Below are 20,856 nucleotides of genomic sequence, written 5' to 3' on the forward strand. Positions count from 1 at the left end.
TTCCCAGCATGTCGCACGGGACGAGGAAAAGGTTCAGCCCGCAGGACGATCCACGGTCAGCGTCAGCGTCCGCGGAAGGCCGGATACCCCGGCAGGTCCAGCGCCGACCCCTCCCGCCAGGCACGGCGGCCCCGTCCGACGGCCTCCTCGCAGACCGCCGCCACGGCGGGCAGCTCCCCGGAGCACTCGCGCGCCACCCAGCCCCACCGGGCGAGCAGCAGCGCCCGGAACCCCGGGCCCTGCCGACCGGCCGGTGCCATCGTCCGGTCGGCCACCGCCCCGTCGAGCAGCCAGAGCGTGCCGGCGAGCACCCAGCACGCGACGGCCGAGCGCACCTGGCGCAGCCAGTCGGGGTCGGCGGCCAGGCCGGGCAGGGCGGGCTCGGCGGCGGCGGTGAAGGCGGACAGGGTCTGGTCCGTCAGTCCCTGCGGCGGGGTGAAGACGCACCAGCAGGTGCTGAACGGCTCCGCGGCGTAGGCGGCCTCCAGGGCCACGTGCCGCACCCCCGTGCCCTCCAGGTCGAGCAGCCGGACCCCGGCCGGCGTGAGCACGGCGTTGTCCGGGCAGGCGTCCCCCGGCCCGAGGACGTGCCTGGCGGTGTCCCCCTCCAGCCGGTCGACGACGTCGAGCAGCTGGGCGGTCGCGGCCCGGACGTCCCGCAGCCCGGTGACCTCCTGCAGCCGGGTCAGCCCCTGCCGCGGCTGGTCGCGGCGCACCTGCCGGTCCTGGATGCCGGCCTCCCCCAGCCGCAGCCGTGCGTCGGCGAGCACCCGGGGATCGGCGCTCACCGCCCGGCCGAGCGCAGCGGCCCACCGCACGGTGTGCCGCCAGGCGTCCTGCGCGTGCGGGTCCAGCAGGACGTCGGCCAGGGTGGGGTGCACCCCGAGGTCCTCCAGCACCAGGGTGCGGGTGGCGTCGTCGCTGGCCAGCAGCGCCGGGACGCCGGGCAGGTGGCTCAGTCCGGCGACCTCGCGCTCATACCCCATGGCCGCGCGCGACCCGGGCGGTGCCGGCACGAACCTCTTGACGACGACCGACTCCCCCCACGCCGCAGGGCCCTCGACGACGCGGCACCGGTGGACCGTGGAGCGGACCGACCCGCCGAGCTCGACCGGCTCGCCGAGGACCACCCCGGCCCACGGGACGACGAGCCGGTCGGGTCTCACGGCGCCAGGTCCTGCACGATCTCCCCCGCGGGCCGGTCCTGGCAGGCCCGCCACCCGCTGCCCGCCCACACGTGGATCCCGTGGACGTCCCCGGCCGCGGCGGCGGCGGCGCGCACCGGTCGGCTCACCTGGTCGACCACCGGGAAGGCCGGCGGCGCGACCGCCCCGAACCGGTCGACGAACCGGTTGCGCAGGGCACCGGCCACCCGCCCGCTGAACGCGCGGGTGGTCACCCGCTCGGAGAGCCCGGGGTCGCGCAGCGCCGCCCGGTAGGTGCGCGAGGCGCCCGACTCGGTCGCCAACAGCAGGGCGGTCCCCACCTGGACGGCGGTGGCGCCGGCGGCGACGGCGCGGCGGACGTCCCCGGGGGTGGTCACCCCTCCAGCCGCCACGAGCGGGAGCGTGGTGGTCGGCGAGACGACCTCCAGCAGCCCCAGGTGGTCGATGGCCACCGGGTCGGCCTCCGGGTCGTGCAAGCCCCGGTGCCCACCGGCCTCCTGACCCTGCAGGACGAGCACGTCGGCCCCGGCCGCCTCCGCCGCCGCCGCCTCCTGCGGCGAGGTCGCGGTGACGTGCACCTCGCAGCCCGCGGCCTGCCAGCGCTCCACGACCTCGCGGTCCGGGACCCCGAAGGTGCAGGAGACCACCGCCGGCCGGAAGGTCTCCACGAGCAGGACCTTGTCCGCCCAGTGGTCGGTGTCGCCCCAGGAGGGCGTCCCCGGTTCGACCCCCAGACGGGCAGCCTCGGGAGCCAGCGCCGCGCGGTAGTCGGCGACGGCCTTCTCGTGCCGCGCCCGGTCCACCGGGCGGGGCACGAAGAGGTTGACCCCGAACGGCCGGTCGGTGAGGTCGCGCACGTGGACGAGGTCGGTGGCCAGCTGCTCGGGGGTTCGGTAGCCGGCCGCGAGCATCCCCAGGCCGCCGGCGTCGCAGACCGCCGCCACGAGCAGAGGGCTGCTCACCCCGCCGGCCATGGGAGCACCGACGACGGGGACGTCGAGGTCGGGGAGCACGGTCATGTCATACCTCCAGGGTCGAGCGGGCGAGGACGGCCAGGGCGCGGGCGTCGGAGAGGCTGGCCACCTGGTCCACGACGGCGCGGCGGGCGGCCGCGCGTTGTCGGCCGCCGCGTCGTGGGCCTCCCGGTGGACCGGGTCGAGCAGGCCGGGGTCGGCGGTGTAGCGCTCGAGCAGCGTGGTCAGCACCTCGCGCTCGGTGTCCATCACCACGCGTCGCTCCTCGCTGAGCATGACGAAGTGGGCCGCGACCGCCTTCAGCCCGGCCGCCTGGGCCCGCACGTGGTCGGGCACGACCAGGTCCGCCTGGTAGCGCCGGAGCGGACCGGCGCCGTGACGGTCCCGGGTGGCCATCTCCACGGTGTGCACGAAGTGGCCGATGAGCCGGGAGGTCATGTCCTTCAGCACGGCCAGGTCCGCCCGGGTCCCGTCGTGCCGGAGCGGCACCCAGCCGCTGTCCAGCACCTGGCACAGGCCCTGCCGGAGCTGCTCCTGGTCCAGGTCGGGGGCGTACCAGCGGTGCGCGAGCGCCGCGACCTCGGTCTGCACCTCCCGCGAGCGCAGCGCCCGGGGGTCCACCCGTCCCGAGGCGATCGCGTCCTCGACGTCGTGGACGCAGTAGGCCACGTCGTCCGACCAGTCCATCACCTGGGCCTCCAGGCAGCGACGGCGGGGGCGGTCGGTGGGAGCGTCGGTGCGCAGCCAGTCGAAGACCGGGGTGTCGTCGGCGTAGACCCCGAACTTGGCGGTGCCCTCCTCCCCCCGGTGCCAGGGGTACTTGACGACGGCGTCGAGGCTGGCGCGCGTGAGGTTGAGCCCGGCGGGTCGCCCGTCGGGGTGCGACCGCTTGGCCTCCAGCCGGGTGAGCACGCGCAGGGTCTGCGCGTTGCCCTCGAACCCGCCGACGTCCGCGGCGAGCTCGTCGAGCACCGCCTCGCCGTTGTGCCCGAACGGCGGGTGCCCGATGTCGTGCGCGAGGCAGGCGGTGTCCACCACGTCCGCGTCGCAACCGAGGGCCGCGCCGAACTCACGACCGATCTGGGCGACCTCCAAGGAGTGGGTGAGCCGGTTGCGGACGAAGTCGTCGCTGGTGGGCTGGACCACCTGGGTGGTCGCCGCCAGCCGGCGCAGCGCCGCGGAGTGCACGACGCGGGCACGGTCGCGCGCGAAGTCGTGCCGGTCGGCCCGCTTCTGCGCGGGATCCTCGGCGACCCACCGCTCCCGGTCGGCGGCGGTGTAGCCCGCCGCGGCCTGCGCGCTCTCGTCCACGGGGCGAGCGTATGCGGTGGGGCGGGCCGGTCCTAGGCCGGGAGGGCGCCGGGCGGCCGGGGGTGGGCGGGGGACGGCCCCCCGCGTCGGCGGCCCAGCGCGGAGGCCAGCACCGTGCCGACCGGGCGCACGGGCACGTCCCGGTAGCCGCCCGCGGCCAGCCCCGCGTGCCGCTCGAAGACGCTGCGGGCGGCCCGGTCGCCCGTGCGCACCCACGACCATCCCATCGAGGCGACGTAGAGGGGCAGGAAGGGCAGTCCTCCGCAGGCCGCCCACTGGGCGCTGTGGACCAGCTCGTGATCCAGGAGCCCGGGCCGTCGCTCCGCCAGCCGGTCGAGGTCGTGCCGGCTGATGACCACGTCGCCGACCGTGAACGCGCCCGCGGCCGGGAACCGCCACCGGTAGTGGTCGGCCAGGAAGCAGCGGCGCGGGCCCCGCCGGACCCGGGCACCCCCGGCACGGGCGACCGCCAGCCCGAGGGGGGTGGACAGGTTGACCCAGTTGAGGGCGTGGCGCAGCAGGTCGCCGGACCGTTCCCCCGTCAGGGCCGAGGTCCCCGCCGGGGAGCCGGGGTCCTCAGGCATACCGGGCCCTGGCCCGTGCCCGGGCCTTCTCCGCCTCGGCGTCGCGGTCCTTCGGCGGCGCGGTGGTGACCAGCGACTCCAGCAGCTCACGGGTCGCCCGGGCCACCGCCTCGACGGCGGAGTCGTAGGCCTGCTCGTTGGCCCGGGACGGGCGGGGGGCGCCGGCGACCTTGCGGACGTACTGCAGGGCGGCGGCACGGACCTCCTCGTCGGTCGCCGGCGGCTCGAAGTTGAACAGCGGGCGGATGTTGCGGCACATGCCGTCCACTGTCCCACGGCGGCCTCTCCCCGGGCAGGGGTCCGCGGACCCCGCAGGAGGCCCGGTGGCAGCATGGGGTCATGAGCGCCCACTCCCCCGCCCCGACCTCCCGGTCCCCGCTCGTCGGTGCCGACGAGCTGGCCGCCGAGCTGGCCGCCGGCGCGGACCTGTCCCTGCTGGACGTGCGGTGGAGCCTGGGTGCCGGCGCGGAGGCCAACCGCTCCGCCTACCTCCAGGCGCACCTGCCCGGGGCCGCCTTCCTGGACCTGGAGACCGCGCTGTCGGACCCGGTGGCTCCCGACGGCCGCGGCGGGCGCCACCCCCTGCCCGCCCGGGAGCGCGTGCAGGAGGCGCTCCGCGCCGCGGGCGTGCCACGGGGAGGGGCGGTCGTGGCCTACGACGCGCGGACCTCGCTGGGGGCCGCCCGGGCCTGGTGGGTGCTGCGCCACTACGGGGTCGAGGACGTCCGGGTGCTCGACGGCGGGCTGCACGCGTGGCAGGAGGCCGGCCACGCCGTCGAGCCGGGACCGGTCGAGGTCGGGACGGGCGACGTCGTCCTGGGCGCCGGTGGGGACGGGCTCCTCGACGCCGACGGGGTGCGCCGCTGGCTGGCCGCCGACGGGCAGCTGCTGGACGCCCGCCCCGCCGACCGCTACCACGGCCGCAACGAGACGGTCGACCCGGTGGCCGGGCACGTCCCCGGGGCGCTCAGCCTGCCGGCCCTCTCGCTGCTGTCCGAGGACGGCACCTTCCTGCCGACGGACGCGCTGCAGGCCCTCGTGGAGCAGGCGGGGGCCGACCCGGACGCACCGGCCGCGGTCTACTGCGGTTCCGGCGTGCAGGCCGCCCACGTCGCCCTCGCCCTGGAGGCTGCGGGCGTGGGACCGGTGCCGCCGCTGGTCTACGTCGGGTCCTGGAGCGACTGGATCAGCGACCCGGACCGCCCGGTGGCCTGAGGCCACCGGTCACGGACCCTCCTCGCCGAGCACCACCGGGCAGCTCGAGGCCTCCTCCGGCGCAAGGTCGACCGGGTCGGCCGCCGCGACGGCGGACGCCGCCCGGGCGCGACCCAGGTTCCAGCCCCACACCCCCTCGGTGCCGGTGCCTGTCTCGGAGACGGACCCGCTGCGCTGGTTCGCCAGAACGCACGCGGCCAGGTCCGCGGGCAGCCGGTCGGCGACGACCGGGGTGGCGTCCGGGCCCAGCGTGGCCAGGTAGGCCAGGTCCAGCCGCCCGGTCTGCTCGTAGCGCCCGATGTTGGCTTCCGCGACCCTGGCCTCGGGGTCGGCCAGCCCCAGCACGAGCAGCATCGCGGCGCCCGAGACCAGCGCGGCCCGCGGGACCCAGCGGCCGGAGAGCCTGATCCCGGCGACCATGACCATCACGACCAGCAGGCCCAGCCACAGCTCGAAGAGGTCGACGAGCACGCGGGTCACCGTGTAGCCATAGGCCTGCTGGTAGACCGACATCCGGAACAGGGCGGAGGCGACGACGACGAGGGTGAGCAGGCTCAGCGTGCCGAGGAGGAGGCGCAGCAGGAGCCGGTCGGCCGGGGTGCTCCTGGGCGCCACGCGGACGGCGAGCGCGATCGTCAGCAGGGTGAGGGCGGTCGCCACGGTGAGCTGGGCGAAGCCCTGGTGCACGTACTCCGCGTAGGTCAGCCCGGTGCTGCGCCGGACGAAGTCGTGACCTCCCCACATCGCGCTGGCCTGGGCGACGAGGAAGCCGAGCAGGACCGCCACGACGACGCCGACGGGGACGGCCCACTCCCAGGGGCGGGTCACCCGCCGCGGTGCCGGGGCGTTGGCCCGCTCCACCGGCGGCGGGTTGAGCGCGAGGTAGGTGGCGGCCAGCACGACGCCGGCGACGAAGAACCAGAGGAAGGCCCGCATGACCAGGGTGTCGGCCAGCGCGAGGTCGACGTCGGGCAGCAGCCGGTCCACCCAGGCGCCGAAGACGGCGTCCCCGGAGGCGAAGAGCCCGCCGAAGACCACCAGGGCCGTCGCCGACAGCACGACGGTGCGCACGACGGGCCACAGCAGCCGGTGGCCGCGGGTGGTGGCGAGGGTCCGCTGGAGCAGGGGAAGTCCCCGCACGGCCGAGAGCACCCAGGCCGGCGGGCCCAGGAGCACCGGCAGGAGCCGCTCGGCACCGGTGAGCGCCGTGGTGACGAGCACCCCGACGACGAGGAGGACCAGGACCGGCAGCCACTCGGCCGCCCGCAGGACGACCAGGGAGCCCAGCGCCACGCTGAGCCCGGCGCTGAGGACCGTCCAGGCCGTGCCCCGTCGGACCGAGGACCACAGCACGAGCGCGCCACCGGACAGGAGCACCAGCAGCAGCCCCAGGCCGAGGTCGTGCTCGGGCAGCACCAGGGCGGCGAGGGCCCCCACGGCGACCGCCCCCACCAGCTGCGCGGGCGCGCTGCGCACCCGCTCCCCCGGCCAGGCCGTCCCGAACAGCGCGTCGACCGCATGGGCGTCCGTGACGGCGGGACCTGCAGGGCCCACCGGCGAAGCCCCGGGTGTCGAGACCGCCTGGGCCGACGAGGCCGACGAGACCGACGAGGCGGAGGAGCCGGTGGACCGGACGGGCACCGCCGAGGGGTCGGCCGCCTCCCGCCCGCCGGCCGGGACGTCGCGGCGCGGAACGGCGACGACGGGTTGCACGGGCAGGTCGACCCGCAGGCAGGCACCGGGGCGGCCGTCCGGACGGGGGTGGGCCGAGACCGACCCGCCGTGCAGCTCGCAGATCCAGCGGGCGATGGCCAGCCCGAGACCGGTGCCCCCGCCCTCGTCGTCACCCCTGCCGTACCGCGTGAACACGGCCTCGGTCCGCCCGGGCGGGATGCCGGGACCCTCGTCCAGCACCTCCAGCCGCCAGTGGCCCGCAGCCACCGCGTCCGCCGGCCCGTCGGACGCGTCGGGCACGGCCGACCCGTCGGGCACGGCCGACCCGTCGGGCACGGCCGACCCGTCGGGCACGGCCGACCCGTCGGGCACGGCCGACCATCCGACAGCTCCCGGACCGGAGGCACGCACCGTCACCGTCCCCCCGGCCGGCGAGTGGCGGGCGGCGTTGTCCAGCAGGTTGCCGACGACCTGGGAGAGACGGGCCGGGTCGACCTGCACCTGCAGGTCCGCCGGGGTCACGGCCGTGCGGTGGACCACCGGCCGCGCCCCCACCTGCGCCTCGGCGACGGCCGAGCCCACCAGGTCCGCCACGGTCGTCGGGGTGAGCTTCAGGGGCACCGCCCCCCCCGACTCGAGCCGGCTCAGGTCGAGCAGGTCGGCGACCAGGTCGCTGAGCCGCTCCGCCTGCGCGAGGGCGTTCTGCAGAGCGGCGTCGTCGGGCTGCACCACGCCGTCGACGAGGTTCTCCAGCAGGGCACGTTGGGCGGCGAGCGGGGTGCGCAGCTCGTGCGAGACCGTCTCCAGCAGCTGGCGGCGGGTGGTGTCCGCCCGGTCCAGGTCGGCCCCCATCCGGGTGAACGCCTCCGCGAGCCGGGCGACCTCGTCCCGGCCGGCGGACCGGACCACCGAGCGGTAGTCGCCCGCCGCCATCCGGTCCGCGGCCCGGGTCATCTCACGCAGCGGCACCGTCATGCCGCGCGCCATCCACTGCGTGACCACCAGGGCCACGGCGAGGGTGACCGGCAGGGTCAGCCAGGCCGGCACGCCGGCACCCCGGCCGGCCTCGAGCACGACGACCGCCGCCAGGATGCTGCCGGCCACGAGCAGCCCGATCTTGGCCCGGACCGACCCGACCCCGGCCAACGGACCCGGGGGGCCGTCCGCCGCGGCCGACGTCGCGCCGGCCCCGTCCACCGCGGCCGACGCCTCGTCGGCCCCGGCCACCGCCGGACCTCCCGTCCGATCAGCCGGCATGGTCGACCTCCAGGGCGTAGCCCACCCCGTGGACGGTGCGGACGCGGGCAGCGCCGATCTTGGCGCGCAGGGACTTCACGTGGCTGTCCAGCGTGCGGGTGCCGCGCGCGTCGGCCCAGCCCCACACCTGCTCCATCAGCTCGGCCCGCGGATGGACCGTCCCCGGTGACAGGGCCAGGGTCGCCAGCAGCTCGAACTCCAGGGGCGTCAGGTGCACCTCGTGCCCGTGCAGGAGGACGCGCCGGCCACCGCGGTCCAGGACGAGGTCGCCCCGGCGCAGGACCGGGGGCGGGTCGACCGCGAGCGCCCGGGCCCGTTCCACCCGCCGCAGGAGCGCCCGCACCCGGGCGACCACCTCGCGCATCCGGAAGGGCTTGGTCAGGTAGTCGTCGGCCCCCACCCCCAGCCCCACGAGCACGTCCGTCTCCTCGGCGCGGGCGGTGAGCATGAGGACGGGCACCGGACGTGCGGCCTGGATGCGGCGGCACACCTCCAGCCCGTCCATCCCCGGCAGCATCACGTCGAGCAGCACCAGGTCGGGGGTGGTCCCCTCGCAGGCCTCGAGCGCCGCCGGGCCGTCGTGGACCTGCTGCACCCTCAGGCCGTCCGCCCGCAGCCGGTCGGCGAGGGCCTGGTTGATCGTCGGGTCGTCCTCGACGACGAGCACGAGCGGCGCGTCCGGGGCGGGGGGCTGGGTGGGCATGTCCCCAGGCTAGGAGGGCCGGCGTGGGCGGCGGGGGTATGACGTGTGCAGATCGTGTGAAGAGGCCCCCCGTGCCGTCGGGCCGCCCGTCCCCGGGTCAGCCCCCGGACACCGAGAGCTCGGCCTGGGCCACGGAGGCGGCCTGCGCGGCGTCCAGCTCACGGGACTCCAGCCAGCGGTCCGGCAGGGCGACGACCCGGGCCGACCCGGCCCGCCCGCGCTGGCCCTCGGCCGCCTCCCCGGGCCACGGCTGGTCCAGGTCCAGGGTGTCCACGAGCCGGTCCAGCGCCGCGAGGGAGTCCACGAGGCCCAGCTGGTGGCGCAGGTCGCCGCCGACGGCGAAGCCCTTGAAGTACCAGGCGATGTGCTTGCGGATGTCCCGGCAGCCGCGGGCCTCGTCCTGGTGGAACTCCACCAGCAGCTCGGCGTGCCGTCGCAGCACCCGGGTCACCTCCCGCAGGTCGGGCACCACCCGCACGTGGGAGCCGGCGAACGCGGCGGCCAGGTCGGTGAACAGCCAGGGCCGTCCCAGGCAGCCGCGCCCCACGACGACCCCGTCGCAGCCGGTGTGCTCCACCATGGCCACCGCGTCGTCGGCCGACCAGATGTCGCCGTTGCCCAGCACGGGGATGGTGCGCACCGCCTGCTTGAGCTCGGCGATGCGGTCCCAGTCGGCCTGCCCGGAGTAGGCCTGTGCGGCGGTGCGGGCGTGCAGCGCCACCGCGGCCACTCCTTCCTGCTCGGCGATGCGGCCGGCGTCCAGGAAGGTCTCGTGCTCGGCGTCGATCCCCACCCGCATCTTGACCGTGACCGGGATCCCCGCCGGGGAGGCCTCGCGGACGGCCGCCCTCACGATCCCGCGGAACAGGTCGGTCTTCCAGGGCAGGGCCGAGCCGCCCCCCTTGCGCGTCACCTTGGGGACCGGACAGCCGAAGTTGAGGTCGACGTGGTCGGCGCGGTCCTCGTCCACGAGCATGCGCACCGCGGCGCCCACCGTCGCGGGGTCCACCCCGTAGAGCTGGACCGAGCGCGGGTCCTCCCCCGGGCCGTGCTCGATGAGCTTCATCGAGATCGGGGTGCGCTCGACGAGCGCGCGGCTGGTGATCATCTCGCTGACGTAGAGGCACCCGGCGCCTCCGGCCTCGGCCCCTCCCGCGGCACCTGCTGCCCCGCCGGCGTCGTCGGCCCCCGGTGCGCGGTCGGGGGCACGGGTCCCGTCCGCGTGCGCCAGCCCCTGCTCGCCGTACTCGCGGCACAGCTGTCGGAACGCCCGGTTGGTGATCCCGGCCATCGGCGCGAGCACGACCGGGGCCTGGATCCGGTGCGGTCCGATCTGCAGGGGCGGCAGGAGCGGGCCGCCCGGGGCGACAAAGGACTCCTGGGAGGGCGGGGCGGTCGTGGAGGTGAGCGTCATGGCGTGTCCGATTGTCCCATCCCGGGCGGCGTGCTCCCGCAGGACGCCGGGAGCGGGGGGCGACGCGGCGCGCCCGGCCACCACCGGGAGGACGACGCGGCGCGCCCGGCCACCACCGGATGGCCGGGCGCGCCCCGGGGTGAGCGGTCCGATCAGGCCTGCTGACTCTCGTGCCGCCCCTCGGCGAACTCCTCGACGATCTTGGCGTTGAACGCCGGCAGGTCCTCGGGCGTGCGGCTGGAGACCAGGCCCTGGTCCACGTGGACCTCCTCGTCGACCCAGGTGGCCCCGGCGTTGCGCAGGTCGGTCCGCAGGCTGGCGTAGGAGGTGAGCGTGCGGCCCGTCAGCACGTCCGCGTCGGCCAGGATCCAGGCGCCGTGGCAGATGACCCCGACCGGCTTGCCCGCCTCGAAGAAGTGCCGGGCGAAGGCCACCGCGTCCTCGTCCATGCGGATGTGGTCGGCGTTCACGACGCCGCCGGGCAGCACCAGGGCGTCGAACGCGGACGGGTCGCTGCCCCCGGTGGTCTGGTCCACGCCCGCCTCGTGCCCCTTCTTGCCGGTGATCGTGCCGTCCTCGGAGGACACCAGCACCGCGCGGGCGCCGGCCTCCGTCACCGCGTCCCAGGGCGAGGTCAGCTCGCTGTCCTCGAAGCCGTCGGTCGCCAGGAACGCGATCGTGCGTCCGTCCAGTTCTGCCATGGGGATCCTCCTCGTGCTCGGGGGTCGCTCGGTCCCGTCCACGGTATGCCGCGTCCGCGCCGGTCGCACGTGCACGGCATACCCTGTGGCGGTGCCGGTCTCCCTCGTCCTCTCCGGGCTGCTCACCGGATGGGCGCTGATCGCCGCGGTCGGTGCACAGAACGCCTACCTGCTGCGGCAGGGGATCGTCCGTCGCCACGTGGGTCCGCTGGTGGCGCTGTGCGCCCTGTCCGACGCTGTCCTCATCCTGGCCGCCGTGCTGGGGATCGGCGCCGTCGTCGAGGCCTGGCCGCCCTTCCTGCAGGTGGCCCGGTGGGGCGGTGGGGCCTTCCTCGTCGGCTACGGCCTGCTCGCCGCCCGCCGCGCGCTGCGGGCCGAGGAGTCCCTGCGGGCGGCGCGGACCGTCGACCGCGGACTGGGCCCGGCCCTGGCCACGATGGCCGCCCTGACCTGGCTCAACCCGCACCTGTACCTGGACATGGTCATCCTCGGGGCGATCGCCAACAGCCACGGCCTCCAGGGCCGGTGGTGGTACTACGCCGGGCTGGTGGTGGCCAGCGTCACCTGGTTCGCCGCGCTGGGCTACGGCAGCGGCCGGCTGCAGCCACTGTTCGCGCGGCCGCGCTCCTGGCAGGTGCTCGACGCGCTCATCGCCGTGGTCATGGTCTCCCTCGGCGTCGGGCTGGTGCTCGGCGGCTGAGTCAGCAACCGACCAGACGCTGGGCCAGGAAGCCCTCGACCTGGTCGAGGGCGACCCGCTCCTGGGACATGGAGTCCCGCTCCCGGATCGTCACCGCCTGGTCGTCGAGGGTGTCGAAGTCGACCGTCACGCAGAACGGCGTGCCGATCTCGTCCTGGCGGCGGTAGCGCCGGCCGATCGCCCCCGCGTCGTCGAAGTCGACCATCCAGTGCTGCCGCAGGCGCGCCGCCAGGTCCTTGGCCTTCGGCGTCAGGTCGGCGTTGCGCGACAGCGGCAGGACGGCCACCTTCATCGGCGCCAGGCGCGGGTCGAGCCGCAGCACCGTCCGCTTGTCCACCCCGCCCTTGGCGTTGGGCGCCTCGTCCTCGGTGTAGGCGTCCACGAGGAAGGTCATCAGCGAGCGGGACAGGCCGGCCGCCGGCTCGATGACGTAGGGCGTCCACCGCTCGCCGGTGGCCTGCTCGAAGTAGGACAGGTCCTGCCCCGAGTGCTGGCTGTGGGTGCTCAGGTCGAAGTCGGTCCGGTTGGCGATCCCCTCCAGCTCTCCCCACTCCGAGCCGGTGAAGTTGAACCGGTACTCGATGTCGACGGTGCGCTTGGAGTAGTGGGACAGCTTGTCGGCCGGGTGCTCGAAGTGCCGCAGGTTCTCCGGGGCGATGCCCAGGTCGGTGTACCAGCGGGTCCGCTCCTCGATCCAGTACTGGTGCCACTCCTCGTCCTCGCCCGGCTTGACGAAGAACTCCATCTCCATCTGCTCGAACTCACGGGTGCGGAAGATGAAGTTGCCCGGGGTGATCTCGTTGCGGAAGCTCTTGCCGGTCTGGGCGATGCCGAACGGTGGCTTCTTGCGCGAGGCCCCCATGACGTTGGCGAAGTTGACGAAGATGCCCTGCGCGGTCTCGGGGCGCAGGTAGTGCAGGCCGGACTCGTCCTCGACCGGGCCGAGGTGGGTCTTGAGCATCATGTTGAACTCGCGCGGCTCGGTCCAGGCCTTGTTGCCGCAGCTGGGGCAGGTGATCTCCGACAGGGGCACCTCGTCGGGGTCGATCTCCTCGCCCGGCCGTGCCTTCCTGTTCTTCTTTCCCGCGACCGCCTCCTGCATGTGGTCCACCCGGAACCGCTTGTGGCAGGACTGGCACTCGGTCAGCGGGTCGGAGAACTCGCCCACGTGCCCGGAGGCCACCCACGTCTGCCGGGGCAGGATGATCGAGGAGTCCAGGCCGACCACGTCCTCGCGCGTCTGCACCATGGCGCGCCACCACTGGCGCTTGATGTTCTCCTTCAGCGCCACCCCGAGCGGTCCGTAGTCCCAGGCCGACCTGGTCCCGCCGTAGATCTCCCCGCACGGGAACACGAAGCCACGGCGCTTGGCGAGGGAGACGACGAGATCGACGGTGGAGGTCTGCGACATGGGCGCCAGTGTACGGTCCTGCCCCGGCCCGGCCGGACCCTCCACGGGACTTAGGCTGGTGGGGTGTCCGACGCGTCCCGCCCGTCCCAGCCCCGTCCCGAGCACCCCTCCGCAGCCCCTCGGGAGGAGCCGGGCCCGGGCCGCCTCCGGTATGCCGTGGAGCAGCGCTCCCTGCCCGCCCTGACCCGCCTGGCGCGGCTGCCGGTGTGGCTGCCCTTCCTCGTCCTGCTCGCCACCATGCTCCTCGGCGGCTTCCTCGGCGGCGTGGTGGGCTGGGTGCTCGTCGGGCTCGCGCTCGCCTTCATCCTGTGGCTGCTCTACCTCTCCTGGCCGCGCCTGACCACCGTGGAGCGGCTCATGCGGGGCACCGTCCTGCTGCTCTTCGCGGTCGTCACCGTGACCCAGCTGGTCCCCCGCGCCTGACCGACCCGCCGGTCCCCGCACGAGACCCTGAATTGACAATCATTCTCATTCTCGGTCATTCTCGGTGGCATGACCCTGCGAGCGCGGACCGCCGCGACCCTGCTGCCCCTGGCCGTGCTGCTGGCCGCCTGCGGCCCCGCCGGCGGACCGGCGGACGGACCCGCGGACGCCCCGGCGACGGACGGCGCGCCCGACGCCGCGGAGGTGACCGACGGCGGCACCCCCCTGCAGGTCGTCGCGGCCTTCTACCCCCTGGAGCACCTCGTCCGCACGGTCGGCGGCGAGCACGTCGAGGTGTCCACGCTCACCGCCCCCGGCATCGACCCCCACGACGTGGAGCTCACGCCGCGGCAGGTGGCCGGCCTGGGCGAGGCCGACCTCGTCGTCTACCAGGACGGCATGCAGGCGGCGGTGGACGCCGCAGTGCAGCAGCAGGCTCCCGACCACAGCCTCGACGTGGTGCCGGCCGCGGACCTGATCCTGCTCGACGAGAGCGAGCAGGAGCACGCCGAGCACGCGGGTGAGCCGGTCGACGACACCGACCACGGGGAGGACGAGGGGCAGGCCGAGCACGCGGACGGCGACACCGACGACAGCCACGACCACGGCACGGAGGACCCTCACTTCTGGCTCGACCCGCAGCGCTACGACGACGTCGCGCAGGCGGTGGTCGCCGAGCTCGCCAGGCTCGACCCGGCCCACGCCGACGACTACGCAGTCAACGGTCAGGCCTTCTCGGACGTCATGAGCGACCTCGACGCCCGGCTGGCCGAGGGCCTGGCCACCTGCGAGAGCAGGGACGTGGTGACCACCCACGAGGCGTTCGGCTACCTGGGCGCGCGCTACGACCTGCACGTCGTGGGGATCACCGGCGTGAGCCCGGAGTCCGAGCCCTCCCCCGCCCGGCTGGCCGAGGTGACCGAGCTGGTCCGCGAGCTGGGGGTCGGGGCGGTCTACACCGAGCCCCTCCTGCCCGAGGCGATCGCCCGCACCGTCGCGCAGGAGACCGGCACCCGGGTGCTCGTGCTCGATCCCGCGGACGGGATCGGGGAGGGGTCCGTGGGAGAGGACTACGAGAGCATCATGCTGGCCAACCTGGAGACGCTGCGCGAGGGGCAGGGCTGCTCGTGAGCACCGTCCTGGCGCTGCACCGGGCCACCTTCGGCTACGACGGCCGCCCCGTGGTCTCCGATGTCGACCTGACGGTGGGGTCCGGCGAGGTGCTGGCCTTCCTGGGGCCCAACGGGGCGGGCAAGAGCACCCTCGTCAAGGGTCTGCTGGGCCTGGCCGACCACCTCTCCGGTGAAGTCACCGTGCTCGGCTCCCCCCTGGACCGGCTCCGCGAGCGCACCCGGATCGGGTACGTGCCCCAGCGTCATACCCTCACCGGCGGGGTGCGCGCCACGGTCACCGAGGTGGTCTCCACCGGCCTGCTGGCGGGCCGGCCGTGGTGGCGCCCGGCCACCCGGGCGGACCGGATCGCGGTCCAGGAGGCGCTGGAGACCGTGGGGCTGGCCGACCGGGCCCGGTTCGAGGTGGAGACCCTCTCCGGGGGCCAGCAGCGCCGCGTGCTCATCGCCCGGGCCCTGGTCGCGGGGCCGGAGGTGCTCGTCATGGACGAGCCCACGGCCGGGGTCGACGTCGCCAGCCAGGCGGTCCTCGCCGGGGTCCTGCAGCGCCTCGGCGAGGCTGGCACGACCATGCTCGTGGTCACCCACGAGCTGAGCGCGCTGCGCGGCGTCGTCGACCGCATCGTCGAGGTGGACGCCGGGCGGCTCACCTTCGACGGCGACCCGTCGGGGTATGCCGAGCACCAGTCCGGCCTCGCGCGCACCGCGGGCAGGGGGTGGGTGGCGTGAGCGCGATGCTGGAGCTGGAGTTCATGCGCAACGCCCTGCTGGCGGCCCTGCTCGTGGGCCTGGCCGCCCCCCTGGTGGGCATCTTCCTCGTCCAGCGCCGGCTCTCCCTCGTCGGCGACGGGATCGGGCACGTGGCCCTGGCCGGCGTCGCCGTGGGCGTGGCCACCCAGCAGAGCCCGGTGTGGGCGGCGATGGTGGCGGCCGTCGCGGCGGGGGTGGCCATCGAGCTGGTGCGCGCCCGGGGGCGGGCCTCCGGCGACGTCGCCCTGGCGATCATGTTCTACGGCGGCATCGCCGCGGGCGTGGTCATCATCAACCGCGCCGAGGGCGCCCAGACCGGCAGCCTCACCGGCTACCTGTTCGGGGCGATCACCACGACCACCCGCTCCGACCTCGCGGTCTTCGCGGTCCTCTCCGCCGTGATCGTGGGCGTGACGCTGGTCCTGCGGCTGCGCTTCTTCGCGGTGGCCGGCGACGAGGAGTACGCCCGCGCCAGCGGCCTGCCCGTGCTCGGGCTCAACATCCTGCTGGCGGTGCTGACCGCCGTGACCGTCGTCGTGGCGATGCGCGTCGTCGGGCTGCTGCTCATCAGCGCTCTCATGGTCGTGCCGAACGCGGCGGCCCAGCAGGTGGCCGGCAGCTTCCGCGCCGCCGGGGCCTGGGCCGTGGGACTGGGCATCACCGCCTCCGTGGGCGGGGTGGTCACCTCCTACCACGCGGACACCGCGGCCGGGGGCACGATCGTCCTGCTGGCCATCGGGCTCTTCGTGCTGACCACGCTCGCCGGTGCCGCCCGTCGCCAGCTCGCCGCCCGTCGTCACCGGCACGCCGAGCGCCACCTGCACGAGCACGGGCCGGGGTGCGGGCACGAGGCCGTCCTGCACGGCGACCACGTCGACTACCTCCACGACGGTCACCGGCACGCCGCCCACGAGGGGCACTACGACGAGCACGCGGGCGACCACGGCCAGGAACGGGGCCGGGACCACGGCCGCCCCGGGGGACCCGGCATCGAGGAGCACGAGGTGGTCCGGTGAGCACGACCTCCAGGCGCAGGCCCACCCGTCAGCAGGCGGCGGTGGTCGAGCAGCTCGGTGCGGGCGAGGACTTCACCAGCGCCCAGGACCTGCACGCCCGGCTGCGCGACTCCGGCGAACGGGTCGGGCTGGCCACCGTCTACCGCACCCTCACGGCGCTGGCCGCCAGCGGCGAGGTGGACATGATCCGCACCGACGACGGCGAGGCCGTCTACCGGCGGTGCTCGACGGGCCACCACCACCACCTGGTCTGCCGGGAGTGCGGCCGGACCGTGGAGATCGAGGGGCCCGCCGTGGAGCTGTGGACCGACGCCGTGGCCGCCGAGCACGGCTTCTCCGACGTGGAGCACACGCTGGAGGTGTTCGGCACCTGCGGCAGCTGCGCCGGCACCTGACCGCGGTCGCCCGGCGCAGGGGTCAGCTCGAGGCCCGGTCGACCGCTCCCCCGTAGCGGCGGTCGCGGGCGGCATACTCCTCGATCGCGCGCCACAGGTCCCGCCGGTCGTAGTCGGGCCAGAGCACGTCCTGGAAGACCATCTCGGCGTAGGCGCTCTGCCAGAGCAGGAAGTTGGACGTGCGCTGCTCCCCCGAGCTGCGCAGGAACAGGTCCACGTCGGGCACCTCGGGGTGGTAGAGGTAGCGCCCGACCGTGCGCTCGTCGATCCCCCGGGGCGAGAGCTTCCCCGCCCGCACGTCCTCGCCGATCCGGCGGACGGCGTCGGCGATCTCGGCCCGCCCCCCGTAGTTGACGCAGAAGTTCAGCGTGATGACGTCGTTGTCCCGGGTGCGGCGCTCGGCGTCCTGCAGCTCGTTGACGACCGACCTCCACAGCCGCGGGGTGCGGCCCGACCACACCACCCGCACGCCCCAGGAGTCCAGCTGGTCGCGCCGCCGGTGGATGACGTCGCGGTTGAACCCCATGAGGAAGCGCACCTCGTCGGGGCTGCGCCGCCAGTTCTCGGTGGAGAAGGCGTAGGCGCTGATGCACCCGACCCCGATCTCGATGCCGCCGGCGATGACGTCCAGCAGCGACGCCTCCCCCGCCTCGTGACCCTCGGTGCGCCGCAGCCCCCGCTGGTTGGCCCAGCGGCCGTTGCCGTCCATGACGATGGCCACGTGGCGCGGCACCAGCTCGCGCGGCACGTCCGGGGGACGCGCCCCGGTGGGGTGGGGGTCGGGCGGGACGGGCCCGTGCGGGCGGGTGACCACGGTCAGCGGATCCTCTCGAGGTGGCGCAGGGAGCGCACGCCCCGCTCCAGGTGCCACTGCAGGTAGGCGGCCACGAGGCCGCTGGCCTCGGCGCGGTGCCGGCTCTGGCTGTGCGCGGCGACCTGCCAGTCGCCGGTGAGCAGGGCCCCCAGCAGCTCCAGGGTCTCCGGCGCCGGTGCGGTGGACCCTGGCGGTCGGCAGACGGGGCACACCGCCCCGCCGGAGGGGACGTGGAAGGCGCGGTGCGGGCCGCTCATGCCGCAGCGGGCGCAGTCGACGAAGCTGGCCCGCCAGCCGCCGATGGCCAGGGCTCGGACCAGGTAGGAGTCCAGCACCATCCGCGGCTCGTGCTCCCCCGCGGCGAGTGCGGACAGCCCGCCGGCGAGCAGACGGAAGTGCTGGGTGGCCACCTGCCCCTCCTCGGTCAGCTGCTCGCACGTCTCGAGCATCACGTGGGCGGCCGTCCACGCCGGGTAGTCCCGGGCGATCGCCTCCCCGTAGGCGGCCAGGCCGTCAGCCTGGGTCACGGTGTCGAGGGTGCGCCCCTCGTAGCACTGCACGTCCACGACCATCCCCGGCTCCAGCCGGGCCCCGAACCTGCTCCTGGTGCGCCGCACCCCCTTGGCCACCGCCCGCACCTTGCCCCTGCCCCGGGTCAGCAGGATGACGATGCGGTCGGCCTCCCCGAGCTTGTAGGTCCGCAGGACGACCGCGGCCTCTCGGTAGGTGGGCATGGCCCCATCATCCCCCACGCGGGCCGCTCGTGGAGGGAGGCCGCGACGCGCGGCGCCCCCTCCGCTGTTGCGTGATGATCGAACATTTGTTCTACTCAGACCATGATGCTCCAGGGCTCCCTGCTCGACCAGGTCGACGAGGTCGGACTGCGCCCCCTCGCGGGGGCGGTGCACCGGACCACCCTCGACGCGACCGCCTGGGTCGACCTGCGGCCGGGCTGGGTGACCGGCTCGGACGAGCTGTTCACCCGGCTGACCCTGGGCGGGTCCGCCGGGGTCGAGTGGCGCGGCGAGCGGCGCCAGATGTGGGAGCGCGAGGTGCAGACACCCCGGCTGCTCCGGTTCTACCGCGAGGGCGAGCCGCTGCCCGACCCGGTCCTCACCGGCGCCCGGGAGGAGCTCGGGTCCCACTATCGGCAGGAGCTGGGCGAACCCTTCGTCACGGCCGGGATGTGCCTCTACCGCGACGGTCGCGACAGCGTGGCGTGGCACGGCGACCGCCACGGTCGCAGCTCGGCCGCGGACACGATGGTGGCGATCGTCAGCCTGGGCGCCCCACGGGCGCTGCTGCTGCGTCCCCGGGGCGGTGGACCGAGCACCCGGTTCGTCCTGGGGCACGGCGACCTGCTCGTCATGGGCGGCGCCTGCCAGCGCACCTGGGACCACTGCGTCCCCAAGACCACCCAGCCCGTCGGCCCGAGGATCAGCGTGCAGTTCCGGCCGCGAGGGGTCCGCTGAGCCGCACGGTGGGTGTCGGCAGGGAGGCCTGCACCAGCGCCCGGACCGCGGCTCCGTCGGCGCAGGCCAGGGCCTGGTCGGCCAGCTCGACGAACTGGGCGGCGCTGCCCGTGCGCAGCCGCTGCTTGACGAGGGGGACCGCGGCAGCGGAGGCGCTGAGCTCGTGCACCCCGAGCCCGACGAGCAGGCCGGCCAGGTCCGGGTCGCCGGCCATCGCACCGCACAGGCCCACCCGCACCCCGTCCGGGGCGCCGTCGGCCACCGTCCGCACGAGCGAGAGCACGGCCGGGTCCAGGGCGTCCGACCACGCGGCCAGGCGGGGGTTCCCGCGCTCCGTGGCCAACGTGTACTGCACGAGGTCGTTGCTGCCGATCGAGACCAGGTCCAGCCCCTGCGCCAACCGGGCGATGCCGAGCGCGGCGGCCGGCACCTCGACCATGATGCCCACCTGCAGTCCGGGGGGCGGTGCCTCCAGACCCGCCCGCGCGGCGGCGCGGCCCAGCTGCTCCTGGGCCCAGCGCACGTCCTGGATGGTCGTGACCATGGGGAAGAGCACCGCCACCGGGTGGTCCACCGCCACGGTGCAGATCGCCTGCAGCTGGTCGAGCAGGAGCGAGGGGTCCTCGGCGAAGGCGCGCAGCCCCCGCACACCGAGGAAGGGGTTCTGCTCGGGGGCGACGGGGTGGAACGGCAGCGGCTTGTCCCCGCCGACGTCCCACGTGCGGATCGTCACCGGGTGGGGGTGGTAGACGCGGGCCATGGCGGCGTAGACCTCGACCTGCTGGGCCACCGACGGCGCCTGCCGCCACTGGGCGAAGACGGCCTCGGTCCGGACCAGCCCGGACCCCTCGGCCCCCAGGGCGGCTCCCAGGCGGGCCACCGCGAGGGAGGAGACGTTGGCCTTGACGCGCACCCGGACCCCGTCGGTCGTCACGGCGGGCGAGAGCGCGTGCCGCAGCGCCCGCTCCCGTTCTCGCCGCCGGTCGTCGACCATCCGCTCGAACGCCTGGCGCAGCGCGGGCTCGGGGTCGACGACCAGGTCGCCGCTGCGCGCGTCGAAGGCCACCACGGTGCCGTCGGGCACGTCGGCCCGGTCACCCACCCCCGTGAGGACCGGAACCCCCCTCGCGGTGGCGATGAGCACCCCGTGCCCGGTCGTTCCTCCCCGGCGCGTGAGGACCCCCTGCACCCGGGAGGCGTCCAGGGAGATCGCGAGGGCGGGGTCGAGCTCGTCGACGACCAGGATCCCGTGCGCGGTGCTGCCCGGCTCGTCCGCGCCCAGCAGCAGGCGGACCACCCGGTCCCCGACGCTGTGCACGTCCTGGCCCCGCTCGCGCTGGTAGGGGTCGGCGAGGTCGGCGAAGGCCCCGGCGGCCCTCTCGATCGAGGCCGCCCAGGCGGCCGCCGCCGGCTCGCCCGCCTCGATCCGGGCGTGGGCGGCACCGGTGATCCGGGGATCCCGCAGCAGCGTCGCGTGCGCCTCGAAGACCTCGGCCTCGCCCTGACCCAGGTGCCGCCGGGCGCGGTCCGCGAGCTCGGCGAGGCGCTCCAGCACCCCGGCGACCGCCTCGTGGAGCCGCTGGTGCTCCTCCGCCACGGTCCCCGCGTGGTCCTCGACGGACTCCAGGACGGGGTGCAGGCGCAGCGAGGGGCCGACCGCGGCCTCCAGCCCCGACCCGGCCACCCCGGCTCGGAGGAGACGGCCGGCACCGGGACCTCGACGTCCGAGAGCGGCTCGGCGGGCCG

20 protein-coding genes and 1 pseudogene are annotated in these 20,856 nt (G+C 75.3%); 8 read left to right on the top strand and 13 right to left on the bottom strand.

All coding sequences use genetic code 11. The annotated features are described in order from the left end of the window. Window positions 1-62: 62 nt before the first annotated feature. The 5 genes and pseudogenes from ACQ95T_RS12470 to ACQ95T_RS12490 form a co-directional block, all read right to left on the bottom strand. Window positions 63-1,166: a hypothetical protein gene (locus tag ACQ95T_RS12470; RefSeq protein WP_425941050.1), complete on the bottom strand. Its 1,104-nt coding sequence runs from the start codon at window positions 1,164-1,166 to the stop codon at window positions 63-65. After that, window positions 1,163-2,185, bottom strand: coding sequence for an NAD(P)H-dependent flavin oxidoreductase (locus tag ACQ95T_RS12475; RefSeq protein WP_425941052.1), 1,023 nt, complete (start codon window positions 2,183-2,185; stop codon window positions 1,163-1,165). Before ACQ95T_RS12475 ends, ACQ95T_RS12470 begins: the two co-directional genes overlap by 4 nt. A gap of 1 nt (window position 2,186) precedes the next feature. Further along, a pseudogene (locus tag ACQ95T_RS12480) lies at window positions 2,187-3,451 on the bottom strand (deoxyguanosinetriphosphate triphosphohydrolase). A 32-nt stretch (window positions 3,452-3,483) separates the two neighbouring features. Then, window positions 3,484-4,035 carry a hypothetical protein gene (locus ACQ95T_RS12485; RefSeq protein ID WP_425941056.1) on the bottom strand — a complete coding sequence of 184 codons (552 nt, stop codon included), beginning with the start codon at window positions 4,033-4,035 and terminating at the stop codon, window positions 3,484-3,486. Beyond that, window positions 4,028-4,294: a DUF2277 domain-containing protein gene (locus ACQ95T_RS12490; protein WP_425941058.1), complete on the bottom strand. Its 267-nt coding sequence runs from the start codon at window positions 4,292-4,294 to the stop codon at window positions 4,028-4,030. Before ACQ95T_RS12490 ends, ACQ95T_RS12485 begins: the two co-directional genes overlap by 8 nt. 80 nt (window positions 4,295-4,374) lie before the next feature. Between ACQ95T_RS12490 and ACQ95T_RS12495 the strand changes: the two genes are divergently transcribed. Further along, window positions 4,375-5,250, top strand: a complete 876-nt coding sequence (locus ACQ95T_RS12495) for a sulfurtransferase (RefSeq protein WP_425941060.1) — start codon at window positions 4,375-4,377, stop codon at window positions 5,248-5,250. 9 nt (window positions 5,251-5,259) lie between these two features. On the opposite strand, the gene ACQ95T_RS12500 is transcribed toward ACQ95T_RS12495, so the two are convergent. From ACQ95T_RS12500 to ACQ95T_RS12515, 4 genes are all read right to left on the bottom strand, one after another. Then, window positions 5,260-8,151 (bottom strand): DUF4153 domain-containing protein, encoded by a 2,892-nt coding sequence (locus tag ACQ95T_RS12500; RefSeq protein ID WP_431472976.1) that lies wholly within the window; start codon window positions 8,149-8,151, stop codon window positions 5,260-5,262. A gap of 19 nt (window positions 8,152-8,170) precedes the next feature. Continuing rightward, window positions 8,171-8,884: a response regulator gene (locus ACQ95T_RS12505; RefSeq protein ID WP_425941064.1), complete on the bottom strand. Its 714-nt coding sequence runs from the start codon at window positions 8,882-8,884 to the stop codon at window positions 8,171-8,173. A gap of 97 nt (window positions 8,885-8,981) precedes the next feature. Continuing rightward, window positions 8,982-10,298, bottom strand: coding sequence for a tRNA dihydrouridine synthase DusB (gene dusB / locus ACQ95T_RS12510; protein WP_425941066.1), 1,317 nt, complete (start codon window positions 10,296-10,298; stop codon window positions 8,982-8,984). Window positions 10,299-10,450: 152 nt separating this feature from the next. Further along, the gene (locus ACQ95T_RS12515; RefSeq protein ID WP_425941068.1) at window positions 10,451-10,999 is read right to left on the bottom strand and encodes a type 1 glutamine amidotransferase domain-containing protein; all 549 of its coding nucleotides are present in this window, start codon (window positions 10,997-10,999) and stop codon (window positions 10,451-10,453) included. On the opposite strand from ACQ95T_RS12515, the gene ACQ95T_RS12520 reads away from it, so the two are divergent. Next, a complete protein-coding gene (locus tag ACQ95T_RS12520; protein WP_425941070.1) occupies window positions 10,998-11,699 on the top strand; it encodes a LysE/ArgO family amino acid transporter in 702 nt (233 codons plus the stop codon). The two genes, ACQ95T_RS12515 and ACQ95T_RS12520, sit on opposite strands and share 2 nt — an antisense overlap. Before the next feature lies 1 nt (window position 11,700). Here ACQ95T_RS12520 and ACQ95T_RS12525 read toward each other — a convergent pair whose 3' ends face one another. Then, window positions 11,701-13,110, bottom strand: coding sequence for a glycine--tRNA ligase (locus ACQ95T_RS12525; RefSeq protein ID WP_431472977.1), 1,410 nt, complete (start codon window positions 13,108-13,110; stop codon window positions 11,701-11,703). A 63-nt stretch (window positions 13,111-13,173) separates the two neighbouring features. Here ACQ95T_RS12525 and ACQ95T_RS12530 point away from each other — a divergent pair, with 63 nt between their 5' ends. From ACQ95T_RS12530 to ACQ95T_RS12550, 5 genes are all read left to right on the top strand, one after another. Further along, entirely contained in the window at window positions 13,174-13,533 is a 360-nt protein-coding gene (locus ACQ95T_RS12530) for a DUF6703 family protein (protein WP_425941074.1), read from the top strand. 69 nt (window positions 13,534-13,602) lie between these two features. After that, a complete protein-coding gene (locus ACQ95T_RS12535; protein WP_425941076.1) occupies window positions 13,603-14,664 on the top strand; it encodes a metal ABC transporter substrate-binding protein in 1,062 nt (353 codons plus the stop codon). Next, window positions 14,661-15,392: a metal ABC transporter ATP-binding protein gene (locus ACQ95T_RS12540; RefSeq protein ID WP_425941078.1), complete on the top strand. Its 732-nt coding sequence runs from the start codon at window positions 14,661-14,663 to the stop codon at window positions 15,390-15,392. The genes ACQ95T_RS12535 and ACQ95T_RS12540 overlap by 4 nt, the downstream gene beginning before the upstream one ends. Then, complete coding sequence (locus tag ACQ95T_RS12545) at window positions 15,389-16,429, top strand: metal ABC transporter permease (protein ID WP_425941080.1); 1,041 nt, start codon at window positions 15,389-15,391, stop codon at window positions 16,427-16,429. The genes ACQ95T_RS12540 and ACQ95T_RS12545 overlap by 4 nt, the downstream gene beginning before the upstream one ends. Continuing rightward, on the top strand, window positions 16,426-16,824 hold the full coding sequence (locus ACQ95T_RS12550) for a Fur family transcriptional regulator (protein WP_425941081.1): 399 nt from the start codon (window positions 16,426-16,428) through the stop codon (window positions 16,822-16,824). Before ACQ95T_RS12545 ends, ACQ95T_RS12550 begins: the two co-directional genes overlap by 4 nt. A 22-nt stretch (window positions 16,825-16,846) precedes the next feature. On the opposite strand, the gene ACQ95T_RS12555 is transcribed toward ACQ95T_RS12550, so the two are convergent. Both ACQ95T_RS12555 and recO read right to left on the bottom strand, forming a co-directional pair. Continuing rightward, window positions 16,847-17,638 (bottom strand): isoprenyl transferase, encoded by a 792-nt coding sequence (locus ACQ95T_RS12555; protein WP_425941083.1) that lies wholly within the window; start codon window positions 17,636-17,638, stop codon window positions 16,847-16,849. 2 nt (window positions 17,639-17,640) lie between these two features. Then, window positions 17,641-18,372 carry a DNA repair protein RecO gene (gene recO, locus ACQ95T_RS12560; RefSeq protein WP_425941085.1) on the bottom strand — a complete coding sequence of 244 codons (732 nt, stop codon included), beginning with the start codon at window positions 18,370-18,372 and terminating at the stop codon, window positions 17,641-17,643. A gap of 102 nt (window positions 18,373-18,474) precedes the next feature. Between recO and ACQ95T_RS12565 the strand changes: the two genes are divergently transcribed. Further along, a complete protein-coding gene (locus tag ACQ95T_RS12565; protein ID WP_425941087.1) occupies window positions 18,475-19,110 on the top strand; it encodes an alpha-ketoglutarate-dependent dioxygenase AlkB in 636 nt (211 codons plus the stop codon). Here ACQ95T_RS12565 and ptsP read toward each other — a convergent pair. Beyond that, window positions 19,076-20,794 (bottom strand): phosphoenolpyruvate--protein phosphotransferase, encoded by a 1,719-nt coding sequence (gene ptsP, locus ACQ95T_RS12570; RefSeq protein WP_431472978.1) that lies wholly within the window; start codon window positions 20,792-20,794, stop codon window positions 19,076-19,078. The genes ACQ95T_RS12565 and ptsP overlap by 35 nt on opposite strands. Between the last annotated feature and the right edge of the window lie 62 nt (window positions 20,795-20,856).

It is taken from the genome of Ornithinimicrobium carbonis, assembly GCF_050703245.1.
Taxonomy (GTDB): Bacteria; Actinomycetota; Actinomycetes; order Actinomycetales; family Dermatophilaceae; genus Ornithinicoccus.